The 22,521-nt window shown below is 47.1% G+C and carries 19 protein-coding genes and 1 tRNA gene; 18 read left to right on the forward strand and 2 right to left on the reverse strand.

Annotated features, from left to right (window positions below; genetic code table 11):
- Window positions 1-150: 150 nt before the first annotated feature.
- From mraZ to Cabys_RS05500, 15 genes are all read left to right on the forward strand, one after another.
- The gene (gene mraZ / locus Cabys_RS05430) at window positions 151-630 is read left to right on the forward strand and encodes a division/cell wall cluster transcriptional repressor MraZ (RefSeq protein WP_006929161.1); all 480 of its coding nucleotides are present in this window, start codon (window positions 151-153) and stop codon (window positions 628-630) included.
- On the forward strand, window positions 623-1,555 hold the full coding sequence (gene rsmH / locus Cabys_RS05435; protein WP_071777840.1) for a 16S rRNA (cytosine(1402)-N(4))-methyltransferase RsmH: 933 nt from the start codon (window positions 623-625) through the stop codon (window positions 1,553-1,555). Before mraZ ends, rsmH begins: the two co-directional genes overlap by 8 nt.
- Window positions 1,552-1,929 (forward strand): hypothetical protein, encoded by a 378-nt coding sequence (locus Cabys_RS05440; protein ID WP_006929163.1) that lies wholly within the window; start codon window positions 1,552-1,554, stop codon window positions 1,927-1,929. Before rsmH ends, Cabys_RS05440 begins: the two co-directional genes overlap by 4 nt.
- An 18-nt stretch (window positions 1,930-1,947) precedes the next feature.
- Window positions 1,948-3,996 carry a penicillin-binding protein gene (locus tag Cabys_RS05445; protein WP_006929164.1) on the forward strand — a complete coding sequence of 683 codons (2,049 nt, stop codon included), beginning with the start codon at window positions 1,948-1,950 and terminating at the stop codon, window positions 3,994-3,996.
- A 154-nt stretch (window positions 3,997-4,150) separates the two neighbouring features.
- Entirely contained in the window at window positions 4,151-5,617 is a 1,467-nt protein-coding gene (locus tag Cabys_RS05450) for a UDP-N-acetylmuramoyl-L-alanyl-D-glutamate--2,6-diaminopimelate ligase (protein ID WP_006929165.1), read from the forward strand.
- Window positions 5,610-6,962, forward strand: coding sequence for a UDP-N-acetylmuramoyl-tripeptide--D-alanyl-D-alanine ligase (locus Cabys_RS05455; protein ID WP_006929166.1), 1,353 nt, complete (start codon window positions 5,610-5,612; stop codon window positions 6,960-6,962). The genes Cabys_RS05450 and Cabys_RS05455 overlap by 8 nt, the downstream gene beginning before the upstream one ends.
- Window positions 6,963-6,976: 14 nt before the next feature.
- Window positions 6,977-8,080 carry a phospho-N-acetylmuramoyl-pentapeptide-transferase gene (gene mraY / locus Cabys_RS05460; RefSeq protein ID WP_006929167.1) on the forward strand — a complete coding sequence of 368 codons (1,104 nt, stop codon included), beginning with the start codon at window positions 6,977-6,979 and terminating at the stop codon, window positions 8,078-8,080.
- 11 nt (window positions 8,081-8,091) lie between these two features.
- A complete protein-coding gene (gene murD, locus Cabys_RS05465) occupies window positions 8,092-9,438 on the forward strand; it encodes a UDP-N-acetylmuramoyl-L-alanine--D-glutamate ligase (RefSeq protein WP_006929168.1) in 1,347 nt (448 codons plus the stop codon).
- 1 nt (window position 9,439) lies between these two features.
- Window positions 9,440-10,600: a putative lipid II flippase FtsW gene (gene ftsW / locus Cabys_RS05470; RefSeq protein ID WP_006929169.1), complete on the forward strand. Its 1,161-nt coding sequence runs from the start codon at window positions 9,440-9,442 to the stop codon at window positions 10,598-10,600.
- The gene (gene murG / locus Cabys_RS05475) at window positions 10,600-11,733 is read left to right on the forward strand and encodes an undecaprenyldiphospho-muramoylpentapeptide beta-N-acetylglucosaminyltransferase (RefSeq protein WP_006929170.1); all 1,134 of its coding nucleotides are present in this window, start codon (window positions 10,600-10,602) and stop codon (window positions 11,731-11,733) included. The genes ftsW and murG overlap by 1 nt, the downstream gene beginning before the upstream one ends.
- Window positions 11,730-13,103: a UDP-N-acetylmuramate--L-alanine ligase gene (murC, locus tag Cabys_RS05480; protein ID WP_006929171.1), complete on the forward strand. Its 1,374-nt coding sequence runs from the start codon at window positions 11,730-11,732 to the stop codon at window positions 13,101-13,103. The genes murG and murC overlap by 4 nt, the downstream gene beginning before the upstream one ends.
- 19 nt (window positions 13,104-13,122) lie before the next feature.
- Window positions 13,123-13,905, forward strand: a complete 783-nt coding sequence (locus Cabys_RS05485) for a cell division protein FtsQ/DivIB (RefSeq protein WP_006929173.1) — start codon at window positions 13,123-13,125, stop codon at window positions 13,903-13,905.
- A gap of 26 nt (window positions 13,906-13,931) precedes the next feature.
- Window positions 13,932-15,158: a cell division protein FtsA gene (ftsA, locus tag Cabys_RS05490; RefSeq protein WP_006929175.1), complete on the forward strand. Its 1,227-nt coding sequence runs from the start codon at window positions 13,932-13,934 to the stop codon at window positions 15,156-15,158.
- 32 nt (window positions 15,159-15,190) lie between these two features.
- Window positions 15,191-16,420, forward strand: a complete 1,230-nt coding sequence (ftsZ, locus tag Cabys_RS05495; RefSeq protein WP_006929176.1) for a cell division protein FtsZ — start codon at window positions 15,191-15,193, stop codon at window positions 16,418-16,420.
- 166 nt (window positions 16,421-16,586) lie between these two features.
- On the forward strand, window positions 16,587-16,802 hold the full coding sequence (locus Cabys_RS05500; protein ID WP_006929177.1) for a MerR family transcriptional regulator: 216 nt from the start codon (window positions 16,587-16,589) through the stop codon (window positions 16,800-16,802).
- An 837-nt stretch (window positions 16,803-17,639) separates the two neighbouring features.
- Here the strand turns inward: Cabys_RS05500 and ybgF are convergent.
- A complete protein-coding gene (gene ybgF, locus Cabys_RS05510) occupies window positions 17,640-18,473 on the reverse strand; it encodes a tol-pal system protein YbgF (RefSeq protein WP_006929178.1) in 834 nt (277 codons plus the stop codon).
- A 351-nt stretch (window positions 18,474-18,824) separates the two neighbouring features.
- Between ybgF and Cabys_RS05515 the strand changes: the two genes are divergently transcribed.
- The 3 genes from Cabys_RS05515 (at window position 18,825) to Cabys_RS05525 (ending at window position 21,391) form a co-directional block, all read left to right on the forward strand.
- Window positions 18,825-19,784 (forward strand): sigma factor-like helix-turn-helix DNA-binding protein, encoded by a 960-nt coding sequence (locus tag Cabys_RS05515; RefSeq protein ID WP_006929179.1) that lies wholly within the window; start codon window positions 18,825-18,827, stop codon window positions 19,782-19,784.
- 400 nt (window positions 19,785-20,184) lie between these two features.
- Window positions 20,185-20,257: transfer RNA gene (locus Cabys_RS05520), tRNA-Gly, on the forward strand.
- Window positions 20,258-20,311: 54 nt separating this feature from the next.
- Window positions 20,312-21,391, forward strand: coding sequence for a tetratricopeptide repeat protein (locus Cabys_RS05525; protein WP_006929180.1), 1,080 nt, complete (start codon window positions 20,312-20,314; stop codon window positions 21,389-21,391).
- Here Cabys_RS05525 and Cabys_RS05530 read toward each other — a convergent pair.
- Entirely contained in the window at window positions 21,386-22,516 is a 1,131-nt protein-coding gene (locus Cabys_RS05530; protein ID WP_006929181.1) for a glycosyltransferase, read from the reverse strand. The genes Cabys_RS05525 and Cabys_RS05530 overlap by 6 nt on opposite strands.
- Window positions 22,517-22,521 lie beyond the last annotated feature (5 nt).

A 22,521-nucleotide genomic window follows, 5' to 3' on the forward strand; every position in this document is an offset into this window, starting at 1 on the left:
ATCCAACCATTCAACCATCCAACCATCTAAAAAAATCTGCAAAAAAAAGCTAAATAATCTTGCTTTTTGACCGAAATAATGTTATCATTGTGGAGGAAATTACCTGAAAATTGCACAAAGTGGTGAAATATCCCAAAGAAATGGTGGCAAATGGTTTTGCAGGATTTTGCAGGTGAGTTTACCTGTCAATTAGACAACAAAAATCGCGTGAGCATTCCTTCTGGCATTCGTAAAATGTTTCTGCCTGAAGCGCAGAACACCATTGTGTTCGTGCCCGGGTTTGAAATGAAAAACGTTTACGCCTATCCCTTAAATGAATGGCAAAAGCTCACCAAAAAACTTCGCGCTTTAAACCCGCTTGATGATGATGCCCGCGAGTTTGTTCGTCAATTTGTCGGGGTAGCTCACTATGCAACCATGGATGGACAGGGACGTGTAATGATTCCCGATCGCATTTTAAGCATGGCCGGTATCAATAAGGAAGACAGGGAAATGTTGCTTATTGGTACTTTAGAAAAATTTGAGATCTGGAATCCTAAGGTATATGAAGAGCACCGCTCCGGTAAAAGTTTAACCGAGCTGGCTCGTTTGATGCAACAAAAAAGCAGTATTTTTGACAACAGTGAATGATCACCAGTACCATGTGCCGGTTCTGTGGGAGCAGGTCTGTCGCTACCTGATCACAGACCGGAAGGGCATTTACTTAGACGGTACGCTTGGCGGCGGAGGGCATGCGGAGCAAATCCTCAAACGGCTCGAGGCGCAGGCCCTTTATATTGGCATGGATCGGGACGCGGATGCCATTGCCTTTAGTCTAAAGCGGTTGGCTCAATTTAAAAATGTAGTTTTTTATCATGGGGTTTTTACCGAAATGGAATCGGCAATGCAAAAAGCACAGGTGGAAAAACTAAACGGCGTTTTGCTTGATCTGGGAATTTCAAGTCATCAGGTAGACGAAGAAAAGCGTGGATTTACCTTTCGCAGCGATGTTCCGCTGGATATGCGTATGGATCCCCATAATCAGACGTTAACGGCACAGGATGTGCTGAACACCTACAGCTACCGGGCGCTGGCGAAAATTTTCAGAACCTATGGCGAAGAAGCGCGCGCCTCCTGTATCGCCAGAAATATCGTCCAGGCGCGGGAAAAGGCAGCCATTAAAACTAGTGGGCAATTGGTAGAGCTGATCGATCGTTGTGTCCCGGCCAGATTTGCGAAAAAATCGTATGCCAGAATCTTTCAGGCCCTGCGTATTGAAGTGAATCAGGAATTGGACCTGTTGACAAAGGCATTGGCAATGGCGGTTAAACATTTGGAGCCAGGAGGACGGTTGGTGGTCATTAGTTACCACTCACTGGAAGACCGTATCGTAAAAAACTTTTTACGCGAACAGGAAAATCCATGTACATGCCCGCCGGAATTACCCGTTTGCGTTTGCGGGCGAAAGCCGACCCTTAAACAACTAAAACCCAGGCTCATAACGCCCGATGAGCGAGAAGTCGCTCAAAATCCAAGAGCAAGAAGTGCAAAAATGAGAGTAGGAGAAAAACAATGAGCAGGCAAATAAAAACAAATGTAAAAAACTGGTTTTTTGGCATGCTTTTGATGTTCAGCCTGGTAATGATGCTTGGACTCAAATTGATGATCCATTTCCAGGTCGATTTGTTGATGCGCGAAGTCCGTTTGTTAGAGGTTGAACGCGATCGTCTGTTGAGCGAGCGCGAAAAAATGCTTACACAGGTGAACCGTTTAAAAAATATTGATCGCATCAGCAAAATTGCCGAGCAAAAGTTGGGATTAACCACCGATCCAGAACCTTCGTTTACCATTCGGCTGGAAAAATTTAGTAAAGTGGAACATCTGAAAAAAGAGTTTGCGCAAAAACAGGGCCATGTAAAAAGAGATTATCAGGTGGCCGGTATTAAATAATAACCATTTTGGTGATCCATGAGATACAGATGGTATATTTTGATTATAGGGGTAACGATCTTCTGGTTGGCTTTAATGGCCAACTTTTTCCGCTTACAGGTGCATTTGCATGACAACTTTGAGTCCATGGCCAAAAACCAGTATTACCGGAAGATCAAGCTGCACGCTCAGCGCGGCATTATTTATGACCGGGCGGGTAACCGACTGGTAACCAATACCATTCATTACGACCTGGCAGCCGATCCCAAACTGGTCAAAAATAAAAAACGCATTGCCGAATTATGTTCACGCTTATTTCATGAAAAAGAAAGCGAATTCAGAAAAAAATTGAATCAAAAAGGGCGTTTTGTCTTTTTGGCCAGGAAACGCACTGAAGAAGAAATCGCCCCCATTCTGAAACTTAAAGATCCGGGCGTGATTAAAATTCCCGTTTTCAGAAGAAGCTATCTCTACGGTGAATATGCCGCGCAGCTAATCGGTTTTACCGATCCGGATGACCGTGGAATCGGCGGCCTTGAGTTGCAATACGATCGTATGCTGCGCGGAGAAGATGGACAGGCCATTTTGCAATATTCGCCCGGCGGACGTTTGTTCTACAATCCGGAGTTTCAGATTAAATCTCCCCGGGACGGCAACAACATCTACCTGACAATCGACAAAAACATTCAAACCGTGGTGGAGCAGGAATTGCGCAAAGGCGTAGAAAAAGCCAGAGCCCGCGCGGGAATGTGCGTGGTTATGGATCCGCAAACCGGACGTGTGTTAGCCATGGCCAACTATCCGTCCTTTGATCCCAATCGGCAGGAGAAATATCCGCCGTACAATAAGCGAAATCGAGCCGTCTCCGATCTGTTTGAGCCCGGTTCGACCATTAAAAGTTTTGTGGCGGCCATTTTATTACAAACTAAATTAAAAAAACCGCAAGACCTGGTGTATTGCGAAAACGGCCGATTCTCCTATTACAGATCGGTTTTTACGGATTCTAAACCGCACGGCTGGATGACCTTTAAAAAGGTGGTAAGCCATTCTTCCAATATCGGAATGATTAAATTAACGGAGGACCTGCCGCCCAACACCATGTTTCGGTTCTTAAAGAGTTTTGGTTTTGGCAGCGAAACAGGCATCGACTTAATGAGCGAGGCCAAAGGTATTCTGGAACAACCCAGAACATGGTCGGCAATTACCAGAGCGTCGCTTTCCATTGGTTACGGAATCAGCGTTACAACCCTTCAGTTAGCGGCTGCATATTCAGCGCTGGTTAACGGCGGAAAGCTCTACCGCCCTTATGCCATCTGGAAAATAACCTCGCCTGAAGGAAAAATACTGGAAGAACATCAGCCGAAGATGATTCGTCGCGTGATTTCGGAAACGGTGAGTAAAAAGGTTAAAAAATTTTTAGAAGCCGTGGTGGAAGAAGGCACCGGCACGCAGGCCAGAATCAGGGGCGTAAAGCTGGGCGGTAAAACAGGTACGGCTCGAAAGATTAATCCCAACGGCGGATACTATCACAATAAGTATATTGCCTCGTTTGCCGGCTTTGCTCCGCTTGAGCAGCCAAAGTATGTTTGTGTGGTGGTCGTTGATGAGCCCAAAACCTTTTTTTACGGCGGACAGGTGGCCGCGCCCATATTTCAGAATATCCTGAGCCGAATCTTAAATCTGGATACCAGCATCCCACACGAAGTAAAGAATGATGACGATTTTTTGCTGGTTCAAAAAAACGCCTCCCTGCCTGACCTGGCCGGGCTCGACGCTCAATCAGCCATTCGTCTGTTGGAAAGCAAAGACCTGGACTACCGCTTACAGGGAGAGGGCGCTTATGTTTTGCGTTCTTCAGTTAAAGATGATGAATGGACCCTGGAATTAGGCGATCATTTCACTACGGGGGCAACCATTCCGCGATTAAGCGGCCTGACCCTGCGCGAAGCATTGAGTTTGCTGGACTTAAGCAAAATAAACCTGAAAATTAAAGGCGACCCCACCGGCATTATTTACAAACAAAACATTAAACCGGGAACGGTCGTCAAAAAACAGGCTAATCTTGTATTAACCTGCATCAGTCCGTAAAAGGAAAAATAGATGACCCGACAGGATGAAAATTTAAGAGCAGGGCAGAAAAAAACAAAAGACATTTTCTTAAAAAAGAGAATGTTTTTTAAACCATATTTGAGTCGGTTGGTTGAAGACATAGGAACCTGAAGTAATTAACGGAGAACTTTAATTGAATACGAAACGTGAAATAACCTTGAAGAAATTGCTAAACGGCCTGAGCGTTGATTTGCCCGATGAAATGGCGCGTTTGCAGGTAAGCGGCGTGCAATATGACTCCCGCAAAGTTCAAGTGGGAAATTTGTTCGTGGCCATTCGCGGTTTTCAGACCGACGGACACCAGTTCCTTAAAATGGCCGCCGAAAAGGGAGCCTGTTGCGCATTAGTTGAGGAAAGAGTAAGCGGAGTGGATATTCCGCAACTGGAGGTAAACAATACGCGAGAACTTTTACCTCTTGTGGCCGCTAATTTTTATCGCCCGGAAATCGATCGCCTTACCCTAATTGGCATTACCGGTACCAACGGAAAAACGACCACCAGCTACCTGGTGCAATCTATTTTGAACGAGGCGGGCAAACCGGCCGGCGTCATTGGCACCATTCAGTATTTGATCGGCGGGCAAAAAATCGACGCCTGGAACACGACCCCAGAATCGGTGGACATATGCCGCATGCTCTATGAGCTGGCACAACAAAATTTTGAAGCCTGTGTGCTGGAAGTTTCGTCTCATGCCCTGGCGCTGAATCGAGTTGACGGGTTAAAGTTTAAAGCAGGCGTGTTTACCAATCTTTCGCGCGATCATCTCGATTTTCACAAAACGATGGAGAACTATTTCGAAGCCAAAATGAGGCTGTTTACCCTGCTCCATCCCCGGGGAACGGCGGTTATTAATTTCGATGATCCTTATGTGAAAAAGGCCATTGACCGCATCGAGCAGGCGGTTATTACGTTTGGATATGACCGGCGTTCCGATGTTTATGTGCTGGCAGAGCGATTAGACATCAATGGCATTTATTTAAAGTTACAAACGCCTTTTGGGCCGCTGGAAATTCATTCCGGATTGAGGGGGCATTTTAATGTGCAAAATATCATGGCGGCCGTGGGGAGCGGCCTGGCATTGGGATTGAATCTCGATGCCATTAAACGCGGCATCGAAAAGCTGGATCGAGTGCCCGGCCGTCTGGAGCCGTATGAAGTTAAGCCCGGCGTGCTGGCCGTTATTGACTATGCCCATACGCCCGACTCGCTGGAAAAGGCGCTGCAAAGTCTGCGTCCCTTAACCAGCGGCCGGCTGATCGTCGTCTTTGGCGCCGGCGGCGACCGCGATTGCGGCAAACGGCCCTTGATGGGGGCGGCCGCAGAAAAGCAGGCCGATGTGGTGATCGTTACTTCGGACAATCCGCGCACCGAAGACCCGCAAAAAATTATTGACGACATTTTAACGGGCATCGAAAAGAAGGAAAAATGCCAGGTGATTGTCGATCGAAAACAGGCCATTTTTCAAGCGGTTCACCAGGCTCAGGCGGGAGATGTCATTTTAATCGCCGGAAAAGGTCATGAAATGTATCAGGATGTCAATGGCGTCAAGCATCCCTTTGACGAGGTAGCCATTTTAAAGGAGGCTTCCGACGGTGAGTGAGCTGAGATTCAGTGACTTTAAAGAGCTGGAGAACGTACAATTTGTGCACTGCGAAAATTTGTTCGCTCAAAATCCGTTTTTGAGACGGATTAACACCGATTCCAGGAAAATTGGCCCCAATGACGTTTTTTGGGTGTTGATTGGCGAACGCTACGATGCCCATGACTTTGTGCCGGCCGTGGCTTTAAGCGGCGCCTTGTGTGCGGTGGTTCAGCGTGCGGTAGAAATGCCGCGCCCCTTCCCGCAGGTGGTGGTGCCCGATACCTTAAAAGCCCTGCAGCAATTTGCCCATTTAAATCGGCAAAGATTTAACGGAACAGTCATTGGACTGACCGGCTCTAACGGCAAAACTTCGACCAAGGAGCTGATCGCCCATCTGCTGCAGGGAAAACAAACGGTGCACAAAACCAGCGGCAATTTGAATAATCACATCGGCTGTCCGCTGACCCTGCTGGAATTGAACAATTCTTTCGACTTTGCCGTGATCGAAATGGGTACCAACCATCCTGGAGAAATCGAGCTCCTGGCCAGAATTACGCAACCCGATGCGGCTTTAATCACCAATCTTGGAACGGCGCATCTGGAATTCTTTAAAACGATGGATGCCATTGCCCGGGAAAAACTGAGCCTGTTTGACCAGATGGCGCCCGGCAAAACCATTTTTGTGAACGCCGATGATCCGCACATTGCCGGTTACCAGCGAACTGATCTGGTACGAATTACTTACGGGCTGAAGGAAAAAGCGGATGTGCGTGCGCGTATTATTTCGGTTGATCCCAATGGCAATGTTCGTTTCGAGCTGAATGAAAAGGTCAAAATTCAACTGCGCGTTCCTGGTAAACACAATGTGCAAAACGCACTGGCAGCCAGCGCTGTAGCTCTTTTTTACGGACTGTCTGAAGCGGAGATCAAAGACCGCTTGCAGAGCTACACCGCTTTTGACAAACGTATGCAGGTTTTACAGCATGGCGGCTTGCGCATTATTAACGATGCCTACAACGCCAATCCGGAATCTATGGCGGTGGCGTTTCAGGCGTTGCAACAAATGGAAAAAGGCGGCGGATTGATTCTTGTTTTAGGCGACATGTTCGAGCTGGGCGATCAGGCTTTACAAATGCACAAAGACGTTTTGCATGAGGCTCTGCAGTTAAATCCGCTGGCTATTCTGATAATGGGAGAACTAATGACCGAAGCCGCTAAATCCTTAAATGCGGAAAAAATTAAAAGCTTTAACAGTCATCGGGAGCTGGCAAAAGAATTGAAAAACATGGCTGCCTCAAACTCGCTGATCTTTCTTAAAGGATCGCGAGGCATGCAAATGGAAAAAGTTCTGGAATTTATTTAATTGAAGAGCGTGGTATGTTAGCAAAATTTTTATATCAGTTTACAGATTATTTTATCGGTTTTAATGTATTCCGCTACATTACGGTGCGGGCGGCCCTGGCGGCCATTACCGCCCTGGTGTTGAGCTGGTGGATCGGACCTAAGGTCATCCGGTTGCTCAAGAAATATCAGATCGGCGAAGAAATCCGCATCGAGGGACCGCAGTCGCATCAGGTTAAACGCGGCACCCCCACCATGGGCGGTCTGATTATTCTCTTTTCTATTGTGATCGCCGTTCTGCTATGGGCCGATGTGTTTAATTTGTACCTGCTGCTCATCTTTTTAACGACCCTGGTCATGGGCCTGGTGGGATTCCTGGACGACTATTTGAAATCGATCATGAAAATCAAAAAGGGGTTGATCGGAAGGTACAAGCTTCTGGGCCAGATAAGCGTGGGACTTTTACTGGGGCTGGTTATCTATTTCCATCCCTTTTTCGATGGGCTCCATTCCAATACCAGCGTGCCCTTTTTCAAGAATCTGGAAATCGACTTCGGCTGGTTTTACATTTTGTTCATCATTTTCGTTTTGACGGGCTCGTCCAATGCGGTTAATCTGACCGACGGCCTGGATGGACTGGCGACCGGCCTTTCGGCCATTGCCTTTATTGCTCTGGCAGGCATGGCTTACGTGACGAGCAATGTTAAATTTGCCGATTATCTGAATATTATTTACCTGCCCGGCACGGAAGAACTGGCTATTTTTTGCATGGCCGTGTTTGGCGCGGCCATGGGGTTTTTGTGGTTTAACGCGTACCCCGCCGAAATTTTTATGGGCGATACGGGTTCGCTGGCTCTGGGAACGGCCATGGGCGCTGCGGCCATTCTTCTTAAAAAAGAATTGCTCCTTTTGCTCATTGCCGGGGTTTTTATTGCCGAAGCCCTGTCGGTAATCATTCAAACCAGCTATTTCAAATATACACGAAAACGCTACGGCCAGGGGAAGCGCGTCTTCAAAATGGCGCCCATTCACCATCATTTTGAATTAAAAGGCTGGCACGAAACTAAAGTCGTTATCCGTTTCTGGATTGTTGGCATTTTGCTGGCTTTGTTAAGTTTAAGTACTTTTAAAACGCAGTAACGAGGCAGGTTGTGAAAGATCTACAAAACGTTAAAGGTAAAAAAGTTTCCGTTTTAGGGGCGGCGCGCAGCGGACTGGCTGCGGCGCGTTTGCTGAAAAATAAAGGGACGCATGTTTTTGTGAGCGATCGGGCGCCTGCCCGTCAAAAGCAGGATGCACTGGAATTTTTAACGCGAGAACAGATCGATCACGAATTCGGTCAACATTCCCCTCGTGTGTTTGAAGCAGATTTTTGTGTGCTCAGTCCGGGCATTCCCGTCGCCTCAGAAGTGGTACAGGAAGTGTTAAAACGCAATATTCCGGTCCTTTCGGAAATTGAAGTGGCCTCCTGGTTTTATGAGGGACGTCTGATTGCCGTGACCGGCTCCAATGGCAAAACCACCACCACCACCTTAATCGGCGAAATGTTAAGGCGCCGTTACCCGCAGGCTGTTGTGGCCGGAAACATCGGACAGCCCTTTTCGGATTTTGCGGATCAGAGCACGAACGACGCCTGGGGCGTGGTGGAAGTTTCCAGCTTTCAACTGGAAACCATCGATCAGTTTCATCCTGATCAGGCAGTGCTGCTTAATTATGCGCCCAATCATCTCGATCGCTACGCCAGTTATGAAGAGTACATGGAAGCCAAATGGCGCATTACTAAAAATTTGCAACCGGACGACCGCTTTATTTACAATGCCGCCGATCCTGAAATTTTAAAGCGTCTGCCGCGCCTGAGCTGCCTGAAAAGCGGCTTTCACATCGATGGCGATGAACGGGAGGAAATTTATTTTAAAAAGGGGATCATCTATCTGGAAGGTCAACCCTTTATCAACGTCGATGAGATGGGGCTGAAGGGCGTTCACAACTACATGAACGCCATGGCGGCAATTCTGGCAGCGCGATACGCCGGGGTGAGCGAAGTGGACATCAAAGCGGTTTTAAAATCGTTTACGGGCGTGGAACATCGATTGGAATTTGTACGTGAGTTGAACGGCGTGCGTTTTATTAACGACTCCAAAGCAACCACGGTGGAATCGCTCTACTACGCTCTGCAAAGTTTTAAGCAGCCCATTATCTTGATTGCCGGCGGAAAGGACAAGGGCAGCGATTTTAGTAAATTAAACGAGCAAATCGCCGGAAAGGTGAAAGCCGTTATTTTGATTGGCGCGGCAACGGAAAAGATGCAAAAAGCCTGGCAGGGCATTAAGCCGCTTTACGCAGAAAAGACGCTGGAAGAAGCGGTGCAAAAGGCATACGAACTGGCAAAAGCAGGCGATGTGGTCTTGCTTTCGCCGGCCTGCGCCAGTTTTGATATGTTTAAGGATTTTGAAGACAGAGGTCGGCAATTTAAAGAAATCGTGAGGCGTTTGGAGTAAAATGAAGCGACCGAAGGTAGATTATGTTCTGGCCGGCGTGGCCACATTTTTGTTGTTTAGTGGAATGGTGGTGGTCTTTAGCGCCAGCTCCATGGTTGGTAAATTCCGTTTTGGTTCCATGACCTATTTCTTTCAGAAACAGGTTTTATGGGGCTTTATGTCGTTCTTTTTGATGATGGTCTTTTCCAAAATTGATTATCGCTGGTTTAACCGCAACAGCCGTCCGCTATTTTTTGTGTTTGGCAGCATTCTGCTTCTGGGCGGATTGTTTGTATTCGGTAAAAACGTGAATGGCGCCACGCGCTGGTACGATTTTAAAGTAATGCGTTTTCAGCCAACGGAGCTGGCCAAATTGAGCCTGATTATTTATGTGAGCTATTTTCTGGCCCATCGCGAACGGCAGCTGCACAATGTTAAAAAGGGACTGCTGCCCGTGGCGGTGATTGTCGGCTTAAGCGTTTTATTGATTGTAGCTCAGCCGGATTTGAGCTCGTCCATCATGATATTACTCATTGTGGGCACGCTTCTTTTTTTGAGCCCCATGCCTTTAAAGCATTTACTGGCCGTGGCTCTGCCGGCCATTCCGGTGCTGGTGTTTGTTGTCAGACGCAATCCCTACCAGTGGGAGCGGATTGCCGGCTGGTGGCAGGCCTTGCAAAATCCGGCCAACGCGCCCTATCAGTTAAAGCAATCTCTGATCGGCATTGGCAATGGGGGCTTTTGGGGGCAGGGCCTGGGGCAAAGCAAACAGAAGTTTATGTTTTTGCCCGATTCGCACACTGATTTTATCTTTTCCATTCTGGGCGAAGAATTCGGCTTTTTGGGCGTTTCATTAATTTTACTGGCTTTTTTACTGATTTTTTACAAGGGAATTATCATAGCCCGACATTCGCCGGATAAGTTTTCCATGTATCTGGCGACGGGCATTACCATAAATATTGTGCTTTACGCATTTATCAATGCCGGTGTGGTCAGCGCGTTATTGCCGACCACCGGCTTGCCCATGCCTTTTTTTAGTTATGGAGGCTCTAACCTGGTTTTTCTTTCTATCGCCATGGGCATTTTGTTGAATATTTCCCGCTTTTCGGGAAAAGAGCGTTCCTGGATGAGTCGCGTTGAGAAACGCACGGATATCAATCATGTTATTTTAACGGCGGAGTGATGAAAGAAAAAATACGCGTGGCTATTGCTGGCGGCGGAACAGGCGGACATTTTTTCCCTGCGCTCAACCTGGGACAGGCCATGGAAGAGCGCTGGCAGGCGCAGTTGTTGTTTTTTGGGACAGCGCGTGGAATTGAGAGCAGTATCCTGCCGCAAAAAGGATACGCCCTGACGCTTTTGCCGGTGCGGGGGTTCCAGCGGCGAATGACGTTGAAAAATTTACTGTTCCCGATCAACCTGCTGCGCAGTATGGCGTTAAGCAAAAAGGCCTTACGCGCCTTTCGTCCGCATCTGGCGCTGGGCACTGGCGGTTACGTGATGGGCCCGGTTTTGCGCACGGCAAAAAAGATGGGCGTACCGATCGTCATTCAGGAACAGAACAGTTATCCCGGTGTGACCACGCGTCTGCTGGCCAGAGAAGCCAATCTCCTTTTTCTGGCCTATGAAGAGGCGCTGGAACATCTGCCGGATGGCGTCCATGCGGTGGTCACCGGCAATCCGATTAAGATGCAAAAACGCTTTACTTCTAAAGAAGAAGCCAAAAAAGCGCTGGGATTTTTAGCCGATTTACCATTGGTGGCGGTAATTGGCGGAAGCCAGGGCGCTGAAAGCATGAATCGGGCGGTTATGGCTGCGCTAAAAAGCGGGTTGCTGCCGCAAAAAGTTCAGTGGCTGTGGCAAACCGGTCGGCAGCATTTTGAACGCTGGAAGGCGGAAGTTAAACGAGAAAAATTACGCCAGGTGGCGGTGCGGCCGTTCATCGACGAAATGGCTACCGTTTATCAAGCGGCGGATTTAATGGTTTGCCGCGCCGGAGCCATGACCCTATCGGAATTAATGGCCATGGGCTGTCCGGCGGTGCTCGTTCCTTTTCCTTTTGCCGCAGGCGATCATCAATTTAAAAATGCGCAGGCTGTAGCCCAAAAAGGGGCTGCCGTAGTGCTGAAAGACGATGAAAAACTACCGCAAAAACTGATGGACCTGCTGCCGGCGTTGATTGAAGATCAAAATAAATTAAAAGAAATGGCAAAAGCCATGGAACGGTTGCACAAACAGGACAGCATCGATCAAATTTTATCTTTGATCGAACAGTTGTTGAAGGAGCGTGGCGTAAATTTTGGAGAAGGCTTGTGAGCGTGTTTAAGCGCAAAAAGAGATTTCATTTTGTGGGTATTGGCGGTATTGGTATGAGCGGTCTGGCTGAAATTCTGCTGGACATGGGCCATGCGGTGAGCGGCTCTGATCGGGAATGGACGGAGATTACCGAATATCTTGAGCAAAGGGGCGCCAGGGTTTTTCGCGGTCATCATTACGCTAACGTGGCGGATGACGTTGATTTTTTGATTTACAGTTCTGCGGTTCCGCAGGACAATCCCGAGCTGCGGGCCGCCCGCGAAAAGGGAATTCCTCAATTAAAACGCGCGCAGTTGCTGGGCCAGCTTTTCAATCGTCATTTCGGCCTGGCGGTGGCTGGCACGCACGGCAAAACCACCACCACGTCCATGATCGGTCAGATAATGATAACCGGCGGGCTGGATCCGACCATTGTGGTTGGCGGCCGTTTACACAATTTGATGACCAATGCCCGTCTGGGGAAAAGCCATTTTATGGTGACCGAGGCGGACGAATACGATCGTTCGTTTTTAACGCTTTTCCCGCGCATGGCGCTGCTTACCAGCCTGGAGGCGGATCATCTGGACATTTATGAAGACCTGGACGATTTACGTCGTACATTTGTTAAATTTGCCAATCAGGTTAGTTTTGACGGCCTGGTCATCGTTTGTGCGGAAGACGAAAATTTGAAGGAATTAATCCCGCAGATTCAGCCAGAGGTTTTAACTTACGGTTTTGGAGCGGAGGCGGATTTTAGAGCCTGCGTTTTAGAAGAACGCGCCGGTCAAACGCGCTTCGAAGTTTACCATCGCGGGGAGCGTCTGGCAGAGTTGACGCTGAATGTGCCGGGCAAACACAATGTGTTGAACGCGCTGGCCGCCCTGGTTGCCGGTTTGGAGCTGGAAATTGAAATTTCTGTAATGGTGAAGGCGCTGGCGGAGTTCAAGGGAGTGGAACGGCGTTTTGACGTGCTGGCTGAAAAAGACGGGATTTTAGTAGTGGACGATTACGCACACCACCCCACGGAAGTGGCCGTTACTTTGCAGGCTGCGCGCGATGGCTGGAACAAACGATTGATCGCGGTTTTTCAGCCGCACCTCTTTTCCAGAACGAGGGATTTTTACCGTGAATTCGCGCAGGCTTTAAATGCGGCCGATGTGGTGATCGTCAGTAAAATTTATCCGGCAAGGGAAGCGCCTATCGCCGGGATAAGCGGCGCGTTGATTGCCAATCAAGTTGGCGATAAAGCCCGCTACATTGCACAGGAAGAGGCCTTATTAAACTTTTTAGAGCAGCTGGTTCAAGCAAACGATATGATTTTGTTTTTAGGAGCCGGCGATATCCATTACACGGCGCAAAAATTTGCCCGACTGTTGATGGAAAAAAAGTAAAAACATAACAGAGTGTGACATGGCAAGACGTAAAAAGAAACACACATTGCGGAATACGCTGATTTACCTGGGGGTGATCCTGAGTTTGTCTGCTCTGGCTTATGTAAACCGGCAGGTTGAATCGTATTTAACCAGTCGGATTTCCACGTTTCAGTTGAAGAATATTAAAATTCATGGAAATGTCATTTTAACGCGCCAGCAAGTTTTAAACTTGTGCGGCGTAAAGGAAGGGGAGAAATTTCTGACGGTTAAGCCGGCGGAAATTGCCCAGAAGATGCTGCGTTCGCCTTTTATTAAAACGGCGTCGGCCGTGTACAGTTTGCCTTCCACCTTACACATCAGCGTGCAGGAGCGGCGGCCCATCGCTTTTGTTTTGCAGAAAGAACTGTTGCTGGTGGATAATGAAGGCGTTCTTTTGCCGTTTCCTAAAATCAAGGGTTACACCTGGAACCTGCCCGTAATAAACGGCTTGGAGGCAAAAATAGGAAAGGTTGGCCAAAGAACGACTTCGCAAAAATTGTTAAAGGCGATCGAAGTTTTGCAGTATGTGCAATTCATGAAGTCTCCGCTCTGGTCAATGATTGCGGCCGTTGATTTGAGCGATGAGAAGGTGCTGCAGATTTCATTGATTCGCGGCGGCGCAAAAGTGCGTTGCAATTATGAGGACTATCAGAGCGAATTGTATGTTTTAAATCTTTACATTGAAAACTATTTAAACTGGGATCAACTGGCGGATATCGAATATATTGATTTGCGTTTTGAGGACCGCCTGGTTTTGAAAAACAAGAAGAAACAGGGATAAAATTTATAGCTCCAGGGAGATAGATTATGGAAAAAAACGACATTATTTGCGGTCTTGATATTGGCACGACCAAAATTGCGGCCATTGTGGGTAAGCTGGATGAGGAAGGAAATTTAAATGTTGTGGGAGTGGGGACTCATCCATCGCACGGGCTGCGCAGGGGCGTGGTGGTCAATATTGAAAAAACGGTCAATTCGATTAAGCAGGCTGTTCAGCAGGCGGAACTAACCAGCGGGCATCGGATTACGCGCGTTTTTGCGGGTATTGCGGGCGATCACATTCGTTCGTTAAACAGCAAGGGCGTAATTGCGGTGAGCGGAAAAGATAAAATCATCACTAAAAGAGACGTTGGTCGCGTCCTGGATGCAGCCCAGAATATTTCTCTGCCTAAAGATCGGAAAATTCTTCATGTGCTGCCTCAGGAGTTTACGGTGGACAATCAGGACGGAATTAAAAATCCGGTGGGCTTTGCAGGCACGCTTCTGGAAGCGGAAGTGCACATCATCACCGGAGCGATTACGGCGATTAAGAACATCATAAACTGCATCGAAGAAGCCGGTTATGAGGTTGGAAATAATATTGTGCTTGAGCCTTACGCTTCCAGTCTTTCTGTTTTGCACGACGATGAGCGGGATTTGGGAGTGGCCATCATTGATATTGGAGGAGGCACCACCGATATTGCCATTTTCTTTGACGGCGCCATTCGCTTCACCAAAGTTCTGGGCATTGGCGGCGAGCAGGTTACCAACGATCTGGCACAGGGCTTAAGGACATCCAAAGAGCAGGCGGAAGAGATCAAGAAGAAGTACGGTCTTGCCATGCAATCCATGCTGCAGCGAGATGAATTGATCAGCGTGCCGGGCGTGGCCGGTCGCTTGCCGCGGGAAATTTCGCGTAGCGTGGTGGCGGCCATTGTTGAGCCGCGCATGGAGGAGATCTTTCAACTGGCTTTAAAGTACATGGAGCGTTCGGAGGCGTTCGATTCATTAGGCGCCGGTGTTGTTTTAACCGGCGGCGCTTCGCTTATCGAAGGGACCAAGGAACTGGCGCAGCGTGTTTTTGGCATGCCGGTGGAAGTTGGAATCCCGCGCGTTTACGGAGGACTGGTAGAAACGGTGCGCAGTCCGGTTTACGCCACCGGTGTGGGTTTGCTTTATTATGCCATTAAGCATGGCGATCAGGGAGGCGGCGGAAGAATTTGGTCTGATCTATTGATCAGAGTTAAAAAAATGGTAGAAGATATGTTTGGTTAATAAGAAAATTTTATTTGAAGGGGAGATAAAAAATGATTCAATTTGATGCATCGGAAACCCAGGGCGCCAAAATTAAAGTGATTGGCGTGGGCGGCGCAGGCGGCAATGCCATCAACGGCATGATTGAGGCCGGTCTTCAGGGCGTCGAATTTGTGGTAATTAATACCGACGCTCAGGATCTGGAGAAGAGTCAGGCTTCAATGCGCGTGCAAATCGGTAAAAATCTGACCAAAGGTCTGGGAGCCGGTTCTAATCCGGAGATCGGTTTGCGGGCAATAATGGAAGACAAAGAACGCGTCATCGAAATCATCAACGGGGCGGACATGGTGTTCGTTACCTGCGGGTTAGGCGGTGGAACGGGTACGGGCGCCGCTCCGATTGTGGCCGAGATTGCCAAAGATTTAGGCGCATTAACGGTGGCGATTGTTACCATGCCCTTTACCTTTGAAGGGCCGTTCCGCAAACGTAATGCGGAAAAGGGTTTAGAAGCATTGCGGGAACGAGTGGATACGATTATTGTAATCCAGAACGATCGCCTGTTTTCTATTATTGAGCGAAATACGTCTGTGGTGGCGGCTTTTAAAGCGGTGGACTCCATACTGCTGGAAGCCACGCGTAGTATTTCGGACCTGATCAATGTTCATGGCTACATCAATCTGGATTTTGCAGACATCCGAACCATCATGCAGGGCATGGGCGACGCTTTGATGGGGACCGGGGTTGGTATGGGCGAAAATCGCGCCATTATTGCGGCAGAACAGGCCATTAGCAGTCCCTTGCTGGATGGTGTGGAAATTTCGGGCGCGCGCGGCGTTTTGATTAATGTAACCGGCGGTCCGACCATGTCCATGCACGAAGTGGGCGAGGCTTCCACTGTTATTCAAGAAGCGGTTGGCAACGAGGCGAACGTCATTTTCGGTATGGTGATCGATGAGAATTTGACCGAAGAGCTTCGTGTAACGGTTATTGCTACCGGTTTTAATCACGAAGCGAAGCAGGCTGAGATTTTGCACACGCCTAAAGAAGAAGAAATTGAAGATGAACTCCCAATGGAAGAAGCGGATAAAGAAGAAATCGATATTCGGGAATCGACGGATTTAAAAGAATATGACAAACCGGCTTTTAAGCGCAAAGGCCAAAAAGGTAAAAGAGAGTTTTTAAATGTACCGCAGCCCAATCTGTTCTATTTAGGCGAGGAAGATATAGAGAGCGATCCGGAAAATCTGGAAATTCCGGCTTTTTTACGTAAGCAAATGGATTAGACATTTGCATGTGATTTAAAGCAAAAAAGAAAGGGCCAAAAAAGCGGTCGAGTTGTTGTCTGCGGTTAGTGGTTTAGAATCAAAAGGTTAAAGGCGTCTGGATGAAATTAAAGAATTAAACGCACAATCCGACCTTGTTATTAGAGGAATAGCAAGGAGGTTAAAAATGCAGGCTGAATTGTACGAACTTACAGAGGTTGCACAACAGTTAGGCGTGAGTCCGGAGGTCGTTAAGCGTTTTATCCGCATGGGGTTGGTTTTTCCTGCCCAGAAACATAATTACAAATTTACGCGTTACGGCGTGCGTCGCTTACAAATGATTCTTGATTTGTACGAGAAGTCTTATCCGATGGAGCGCATAGAGGCAATATTGAATCATTAATTATCATAGAACCCCACCAAAAAACAGCAGGGCTGGTCAGAGTGGATGAGCCCTGCTGTTTTTATTTTATACGGTCAGCCATTCAATAAGGGTGATTTGAAATAGAGCTCTGCGAAATGTAAAGTTTAGCGCCAGGGAGAGGACAGCGCCGCCGCGCAAAAAAATCTTTTGAAAGATTAATTGTTTTTACTGGGGTTAAAAGATTTCTCTCTTCGTTCGAAATGACAATTCATGGTTTATAGAGCGAACTCATGGATTATTATTGTAGATGTTAGTAGATGTGGAATCCTGACAAATTGGGATGTCTTTGCCTTTCGCTGCGTGGTAGTAATTGAAAAAAATGAGGAGGCGCTGGGGCTGTCCCAAAAGTCAAAGATAATGTATTTTTATAAATTTTTTCTTTACCTCACCCCCTTTAATTCCCCCTCTCCCCGATTTTCGGGAGAGGGGGACAGGGGGTGAGGGCTAATGTAAGATATACCATGAATTTAAATAAATATACATTTAATTTCGCTTTTGAGACAGCCCCGCCAATGGCGTCTCTCTCGTCCCCGCAAAACGAGATGGAATGTTGAAAATATCCGGCCGATTACCGCCCGTTGATGCGCTGTGTCTGACGTTTTACATTGGTAGTATTTCTTTCACGTATGGCGGCTTTTTTCCCTTTCGCACGTTTTTTGTCTTTCCTGCGATCTCAATACCGGCACGCAGAATGGCTAAACCGTTAAAACGGTTCCCCCTTCCGACCAATTCCTCCCCGCTTAAAAAAAAAGCCCTTTCACTCTTAAGGAAAGGGCTTAGCAAATTTTAAAAACAATCTCTATTTTTCGCTCATTACTAATATCTGGAAAGGATCTCCGTCGCACGGTCCACATAAGGGCTATCCGGATAATCCGTCCTCAGGCGTTCATACTCTTCTCTGGCTTTTTCCATATCCCCCTTCTTTAAATAGCACAGTACCAGTTTAAACTGGGCGTCTGGCGCTTTATTGGAATTGGGAAAGGTGAAGACCTTCTGAAAATCCAGTATGGCTGCGTCGTACTGGCGCAGGGCGTAGTGGCATTCGCCAATCCAGTATTGCGCATTATCGGCCAGCGGATGATTGGCATTCTGGCTCAGCAGAGTTTGAAACAAAGAAAGCGCCGACTGATAATCCCGCGCTTCAAACGCCTGGCGGGCCTGTTGATAGGTCGCTTCATAATCACCGCTGCCGGCGGCTGCGGCCGAGCTGCTAACAGAGGGAACGTAAAGTTGGCCTTTACCCTTTTTCTGCTGCAGTTGTTCGATTTTTAAGCTCTGTTGGGCTAACTGATCTTTCAGTTGTTGAATCAACCGATCTTTATCTTTGAGCTGCCGTTGTAAACTCTGGATACGCTTTTTGTAATTTTCGATTTCTTTACTATCGGCTCTGGTAGCTGCTGCGGCCATGGATTGATCCGGATTGGCAATATCGCTTTCATCGAGCAGGTTCAGCTGTTCCTTCGGTTTTTGCTTTTTCTTAGGCGTTTCGGTGGTCGTTTCGATGCCTAATAGTTTTTCAATATCCGTCAGGTCCTGTTGTTGAGAATCATCAATTTGATACTCCGCATCCTGATTTTTGCGAGAGCCTGCACAACTGAAAAGTAAAAAGGAAAAAATTAAGAAAAGTAACGAAAAATATCTCAGGTACATTTTTGCCTCCCCGTAGAATGGAATTAATTATAGGAATATATCAATCTATTTGGAATAAGTCAATAAAATTGATGCTTTTAGGCGGGGAAAATAATATTCTCATAATTGGTCGGCCGATGACGATCATTGAAAAAAAGATGCATGGAGGTTAAAGGCACAATGGCATTAAAAAAACAAATTAACAAAGCCGTGTGAAGAGGATAACCGCATATCAACTGTCAGAGCCAATGCCGGAGGCCATTGAGGGCAGGTTAAATTCAGAAAATGGCAAGAGCGCTGTCACAAATATTTAAAATGTGAATCTATAAAAATGAGAATCGATACAAAAAATAGTTACAGGAGGACCTGATCATGAAGCTGGAAGTGGTTAAAAGGAACATTGAAACGCTGAGCGAGACGTTTGAGGAGCAGTTGGAGCAGAAGACAAAGAAACTGGAAACGCTTCTTAAAAATTTTAACCCGGATCTTTGTTTTTTAAAGATCGACCTGCAAGCCGATGAAAAAAACAGAATCTACACCACCTATTTAAAACTTGATTTGCGGAGTAAGGTTTTAAAGGCAAAGAAAAGCGGGAATACGCTGCAGGCATCGGCTAATGAAGCGTTTAAAGCCTTATTCAGAGAGGTTAAAAAATACAAAGAATTTTTGCGCCGCGAACCGGAGTATCGCAGAAAGCGATTTGCCGAATCGGCTAAGACCAGTGTTTCGCCCCTGCAATTGGATGAAGGCGTAAAAAGCGTTTACAGCGATTTAATCCAAAGCATTTTGCATAAACTAATCAACTTTACAAGAAGAGAACTGCTGGCGCGCGATCTTTTTAAAGAAAACGATCCTTCTGGCGCCCTGGTTAAAGAGATCATTGATGAAGCCATTGCCAATGTGGGATCGGAAATCGGCACCCAGTTCAACAAAAGGGAAGCGCGCCGCAAACTATACAAAGAGATCATAAAAATCATCGATCAAAAAATAAAAGGAGAACATAAGCGCCCGCTTTCTCTGGAAAAAGAAGTTTATGAAATAGATGAAGAGAATTTCTTTGAATACTACCAGCCAGATGAAAGCCTGCGCATGGAGGACATTTTGCCGGGCGTAAAATGGCCCGAAGAGCAGGAAGAATTAAAACTGAGTTTACAGGAAATACTGGAAGAACTACCGGAGGATTTACGGCAGGCTTTTACCCTGACGCAAATGAACGATTTTTCCTATGAAGAAGTGGCCATGATTCAGGACAAACCTGTCGAACAGATTAAGGAAGAAGTGGAAAAAGCGCGAAAAATCATCCAGGAAAAATTGACCGTTGACGCGTTGTAACGCTTTTATTAACCTGAACCATTTGCCATAGCTCCCCCTGCAGAAAAATGCCGGGCGTGCACGGATTGCCGGCGCGTGTACGTCCGGTTTAATAATAAAACTGAATGTCCCCCAAAATTTCAAACAAAGACCTTATAATAGATTGATATTTAAGGGAATACATTAGCTGAATGTATGAAAAACTCACCCCCTTAATCCCCCGCCTTGCTCTGTGAGTCTTCGACGAAGAGAGGGGGACAAGAGCATACCTAACGTGGTAGCAATTATGAGATTAGGGGGTGAGTTGTAAAAATGATCTTAGAAAAAATATTGTAAACTTAAAAATTTGGGGGACATTCAGGGTTAAATGATAAAATTCTTGACAGAAAAAGATAAATGATCTAAATTTGTCTTTTGAAAAGCGGGAGTAATTCAGTGGCCAGAATGCCAGCTTCCCAAGCTGGACGTCGCGGGTTCGACTCCCGTCTCCCGCTCTTTTTTATAATCAGTTTTGTGTCTTTAAACTTGCCCTGCAAAATGAGTACTTTATGAAATTAAAACAGATTTTCATTCTCTTCTTAGTCTCAATTATCACTTCCTGTAGTCATCTTTCCCGTGAATCTTTAAATGGCCATTTAGATGACGCACAAAGCCATTATTTAACCGGCCAGCGTTTTTTACAGCAGGAGGAATGGGTTCAAGCCGAAATAGAGTTCCGTAAGGCGCTGGATATAAAACCCGGCTATGCGCCCGCCTTAGATGGTTTAGCGCAACTGGCCTTACAAAAAAACGATCTTGCTCGGGCGGAAAACTGGCTGAATCAAATTCCAGAAACACAAAGCGGCTGGTTGCCTGCCTATTTAACAAGAGCGCGTTTAAAATTTAAACAGGGCGAATATCAAAAGAGCCTTTCGCAACTTAAAAGAATAGAAGATAGAGTAGAGCAACTTAGGCTGGACTCTTTGCGTGTAGAGATTGCCGCACTAAAGCTACGCAATTTGATCCGTTTGCGACGATGGACGGAAGCCCGGGAGCTGATTACTAAATTCGGTGCGCATCTGGCGAGTAACGGCGGAGTGGAAAAGCTGGCCATTTTACCGCAGGAGATAGAGCAAATTATTAATACGCTCCCTTCCGAATTTAGCCATTTAATTTTTAAAAAGGCCGTTAGCCGCGCCGAACTGGCAGAGATTATTGCTGAATGGTGTCCACCAGCAGGCGATGTTCCTTTAAGTTTGTGGGAATACGATCCGCCTATTTCCTTTCAGGCCATTCGGGATTTACCCACGGACAAAAAGGAGGCCTCTGCCATTCGTAAAGTTTTAGGCTGGCATATTATGTGGGCTTTTCCTGATGGTCGTTTTTACCCCAGAGACTATGTTACGCGGGGAGAATTAGCCATTGTGTTACAGCGTTTGCTGGCGGCCGACCAACTTAATTTAAGGGCGATGAGGGAAAAGCGAGTGGATTACCCTGATGTGCCATTGAATACGCCTTTGTGGAAGGCCATCCGCGAGCTTAGTATTTACCGTTTAATGGTCCCGGAACAGAGTAAAAGGTTCAGGCCGGAAAAAAAAGTAAGCGGTATGGAAGTAATCAGGGCTTTCCAGAAATTAAAGTGCTTATGAATGGCGGCGTCCTTTCCACTCCACCTTAAGCGGCGCGGCGCTTAACACACTGAACACGATCAGGTAAAAAAAGTAGAACATTTCAAAGCCCGGAAAATATTTAAGCAATTGACGCAGATTCAATTTTTTTAAAGCGGCAAACAGCACAAAAAAATCGGCTGCCATTAAAAATGTCGGGGCAAGCCACACCGCCCAATATGTGAAATTAAAAAACAGCGCGATTAACGTCGTTAGGTGCGTTACCGCGGAGAAGAGAGTAACAAAATAACCCCAGGGGCGCATCTTTTTACCGCCGGCGATCCAGCGCAGTCGTTGCTGAAAAAAACTTTTAAAATCGGGCAGAGGATGGCTGTAAACAGCATTCAGTGGATCAATGGTGTGAATGATCTTCCACTGCGTTTGTTTGCGGATGGCTTCCATCAGGGCAAAATCTTCGGTAACCGAAAAACCGATCCGCTCAAATCCGCCCACCTGCCGATAGGCTTCCAGACGAAAGGCAAAATTATTGCCCAGAATACTGATGGGTTTGCCGGCGTTGCTGTTCAGAGCGGCCATTGCTTGCAGGTAGGCCCAGTCCAATGCCTGAATGCGCGCAAAAAAAGAATGTTCGGGTTGCGTGATCATCAGCTTCCCAAAAGGAAACAGGCTGGTAAAGCCTCCGACCATTCCCACCTCAGGCGAAAAATAACGCGTCATACGCTCAATCCAGGTTTGGGAAACCACGCAATCGGCATCGGTAATCAAAACGAGCGGATGGTCAATCTTTTGCAATCCCTGCGCCAGGACATTCATTTTACCCCGCAAGCCGGCGTAGTGATCTTTAATTTCGATTAGATGAAAATTGGCATTCCGGTGGGCAAATTGTCTGGCAATCATCGGGGAATGGTCGGTTGAGCCGTCGTTCAGCACAAAAACATCGTAAAGACCAGCGGGGTAAGTTTGCTTTTCAAGGGCGGCCAGGCAATCGCCGATAAAATTTTCCTCGTTACGCATGGCGATTAAAACGGCCACGCGTAATTTTGACGATTCCGCCAGCGCAGAGGGCGCGGGAAAAAGACTGAGCGCGATTGTGAGACCAAGGTAGAAAAACGCAAGAAATAAAGTGATAACTAACAACCAATCCATGGCAA

Origin of the sequence: Caldithrix abyssi DSM 13497 (assembly GCF_001886815.1) — a bacterium.
In the GTDB taxonomy this organism is placed as follows: domain Bacteria; phylum Calditrichota; class Calditrichia; order Calditrichales; family Calditrichaceae; genus Caldithrix; species Caldithrix abyssi.

Excerpts from the sequence above, each read along its gene's own strand:
- mraZ (WP_006929161.1), top strand. The coding sequence starts at position 151 with ATGGTTTTGCAGGATTTTGCAGGTGAGTTTACCTGTCAATTAGACAAC.
- Cabys_RS05440 (WP_006929163.1), top strand. The coding sequence starts at position 1,552 with ATGAGCAGGCAAATAAAAACAAATGTAAAAAACTGGTTTTTTGGCATG.
- Cabys_RS05445 (WP_006929164.1), top strand. The coding sequence starts at position 1,948 with ATGAGATACAGATGGTATATTTTGATTATAGGGGTAACGATCTTCTGG.
- mraY (WP_006929167.1), top strand. The coding sequence starts at position 6,977 with ATGTTAGCAAAATTTTTATATCAGTTTACAGATTATTTTATCGGTTTT.
- ftsW (WP_006929169.1), top strand. The coding sequence starts at position 9,440 with ATGAAGCGACCGAAGGTAGATTATGTTCTGGCCGGCGTGGCCACATTT.
- murG (WP_006929170.1), top strand. The coding sequence starts at position 10,600 with ATGAAAGAAAAAATACGCGTGGCTATTGCTGGCGGCGGAACAGGCGGA.
- Cabys_RS05485 (WP_006929173.1), top strand. The coding sequence starts at position 13,123 with ATGGCAAGACGTAAAAAGAAACACACATTGCGGAATACGCTGATTTAC.
- ftsA (WP_006929175.1), top strand. The coding sequence starts at position 13,932 with ATGGAAAAAAACGACATTATTTGCGGTCTTGATATTGGCACGACCAAA.
- ftsZ (WP_006929176.1), top strand. The coding sequence starts at position 15,191 with ATGATTCAATTTGATGCATCGGAAACCCAGGGCGCCAAAATTAAAGTG.
- Cabys_RS05500 (WP_006929177.1), top strand. The coding sequence starts at position 16,587 with ATGCAGGCTGAATTGTACGAACTTACAGAGGTTGCACAACAGTTAGGC.
- ybgF (WP_006929178.1), bottom strand. The coding sequence starts at position 18,473 with ATGTACCTGAGATATTTTTCGTTACTTTTCTTAATTTTTTCCTTTTTA.
- Cabys_RS05515 (WP_006929179.1), top strand. The coding sequence starts at position 18,825 with ATGAAGCTGGAAGTGGTTAAAAGGAACATTGAAACGCTGAGCGAGACG.
- Cabys_RS05525 (WP_006929180.1), top strand. The coding sequence starts at position 20,312 with ATGAAATTAAAACAGATTTTCATTCTCTTCTTAGTCTCAATTATCACT.
- Cabys_RS05530 (WP_006929181.1), bottom strand. The coding sequence starts at position 22,516 with ATGGATTGGTTGTTAGTTATCACTTTATTTCTTGCGTTTTTCTACCTT.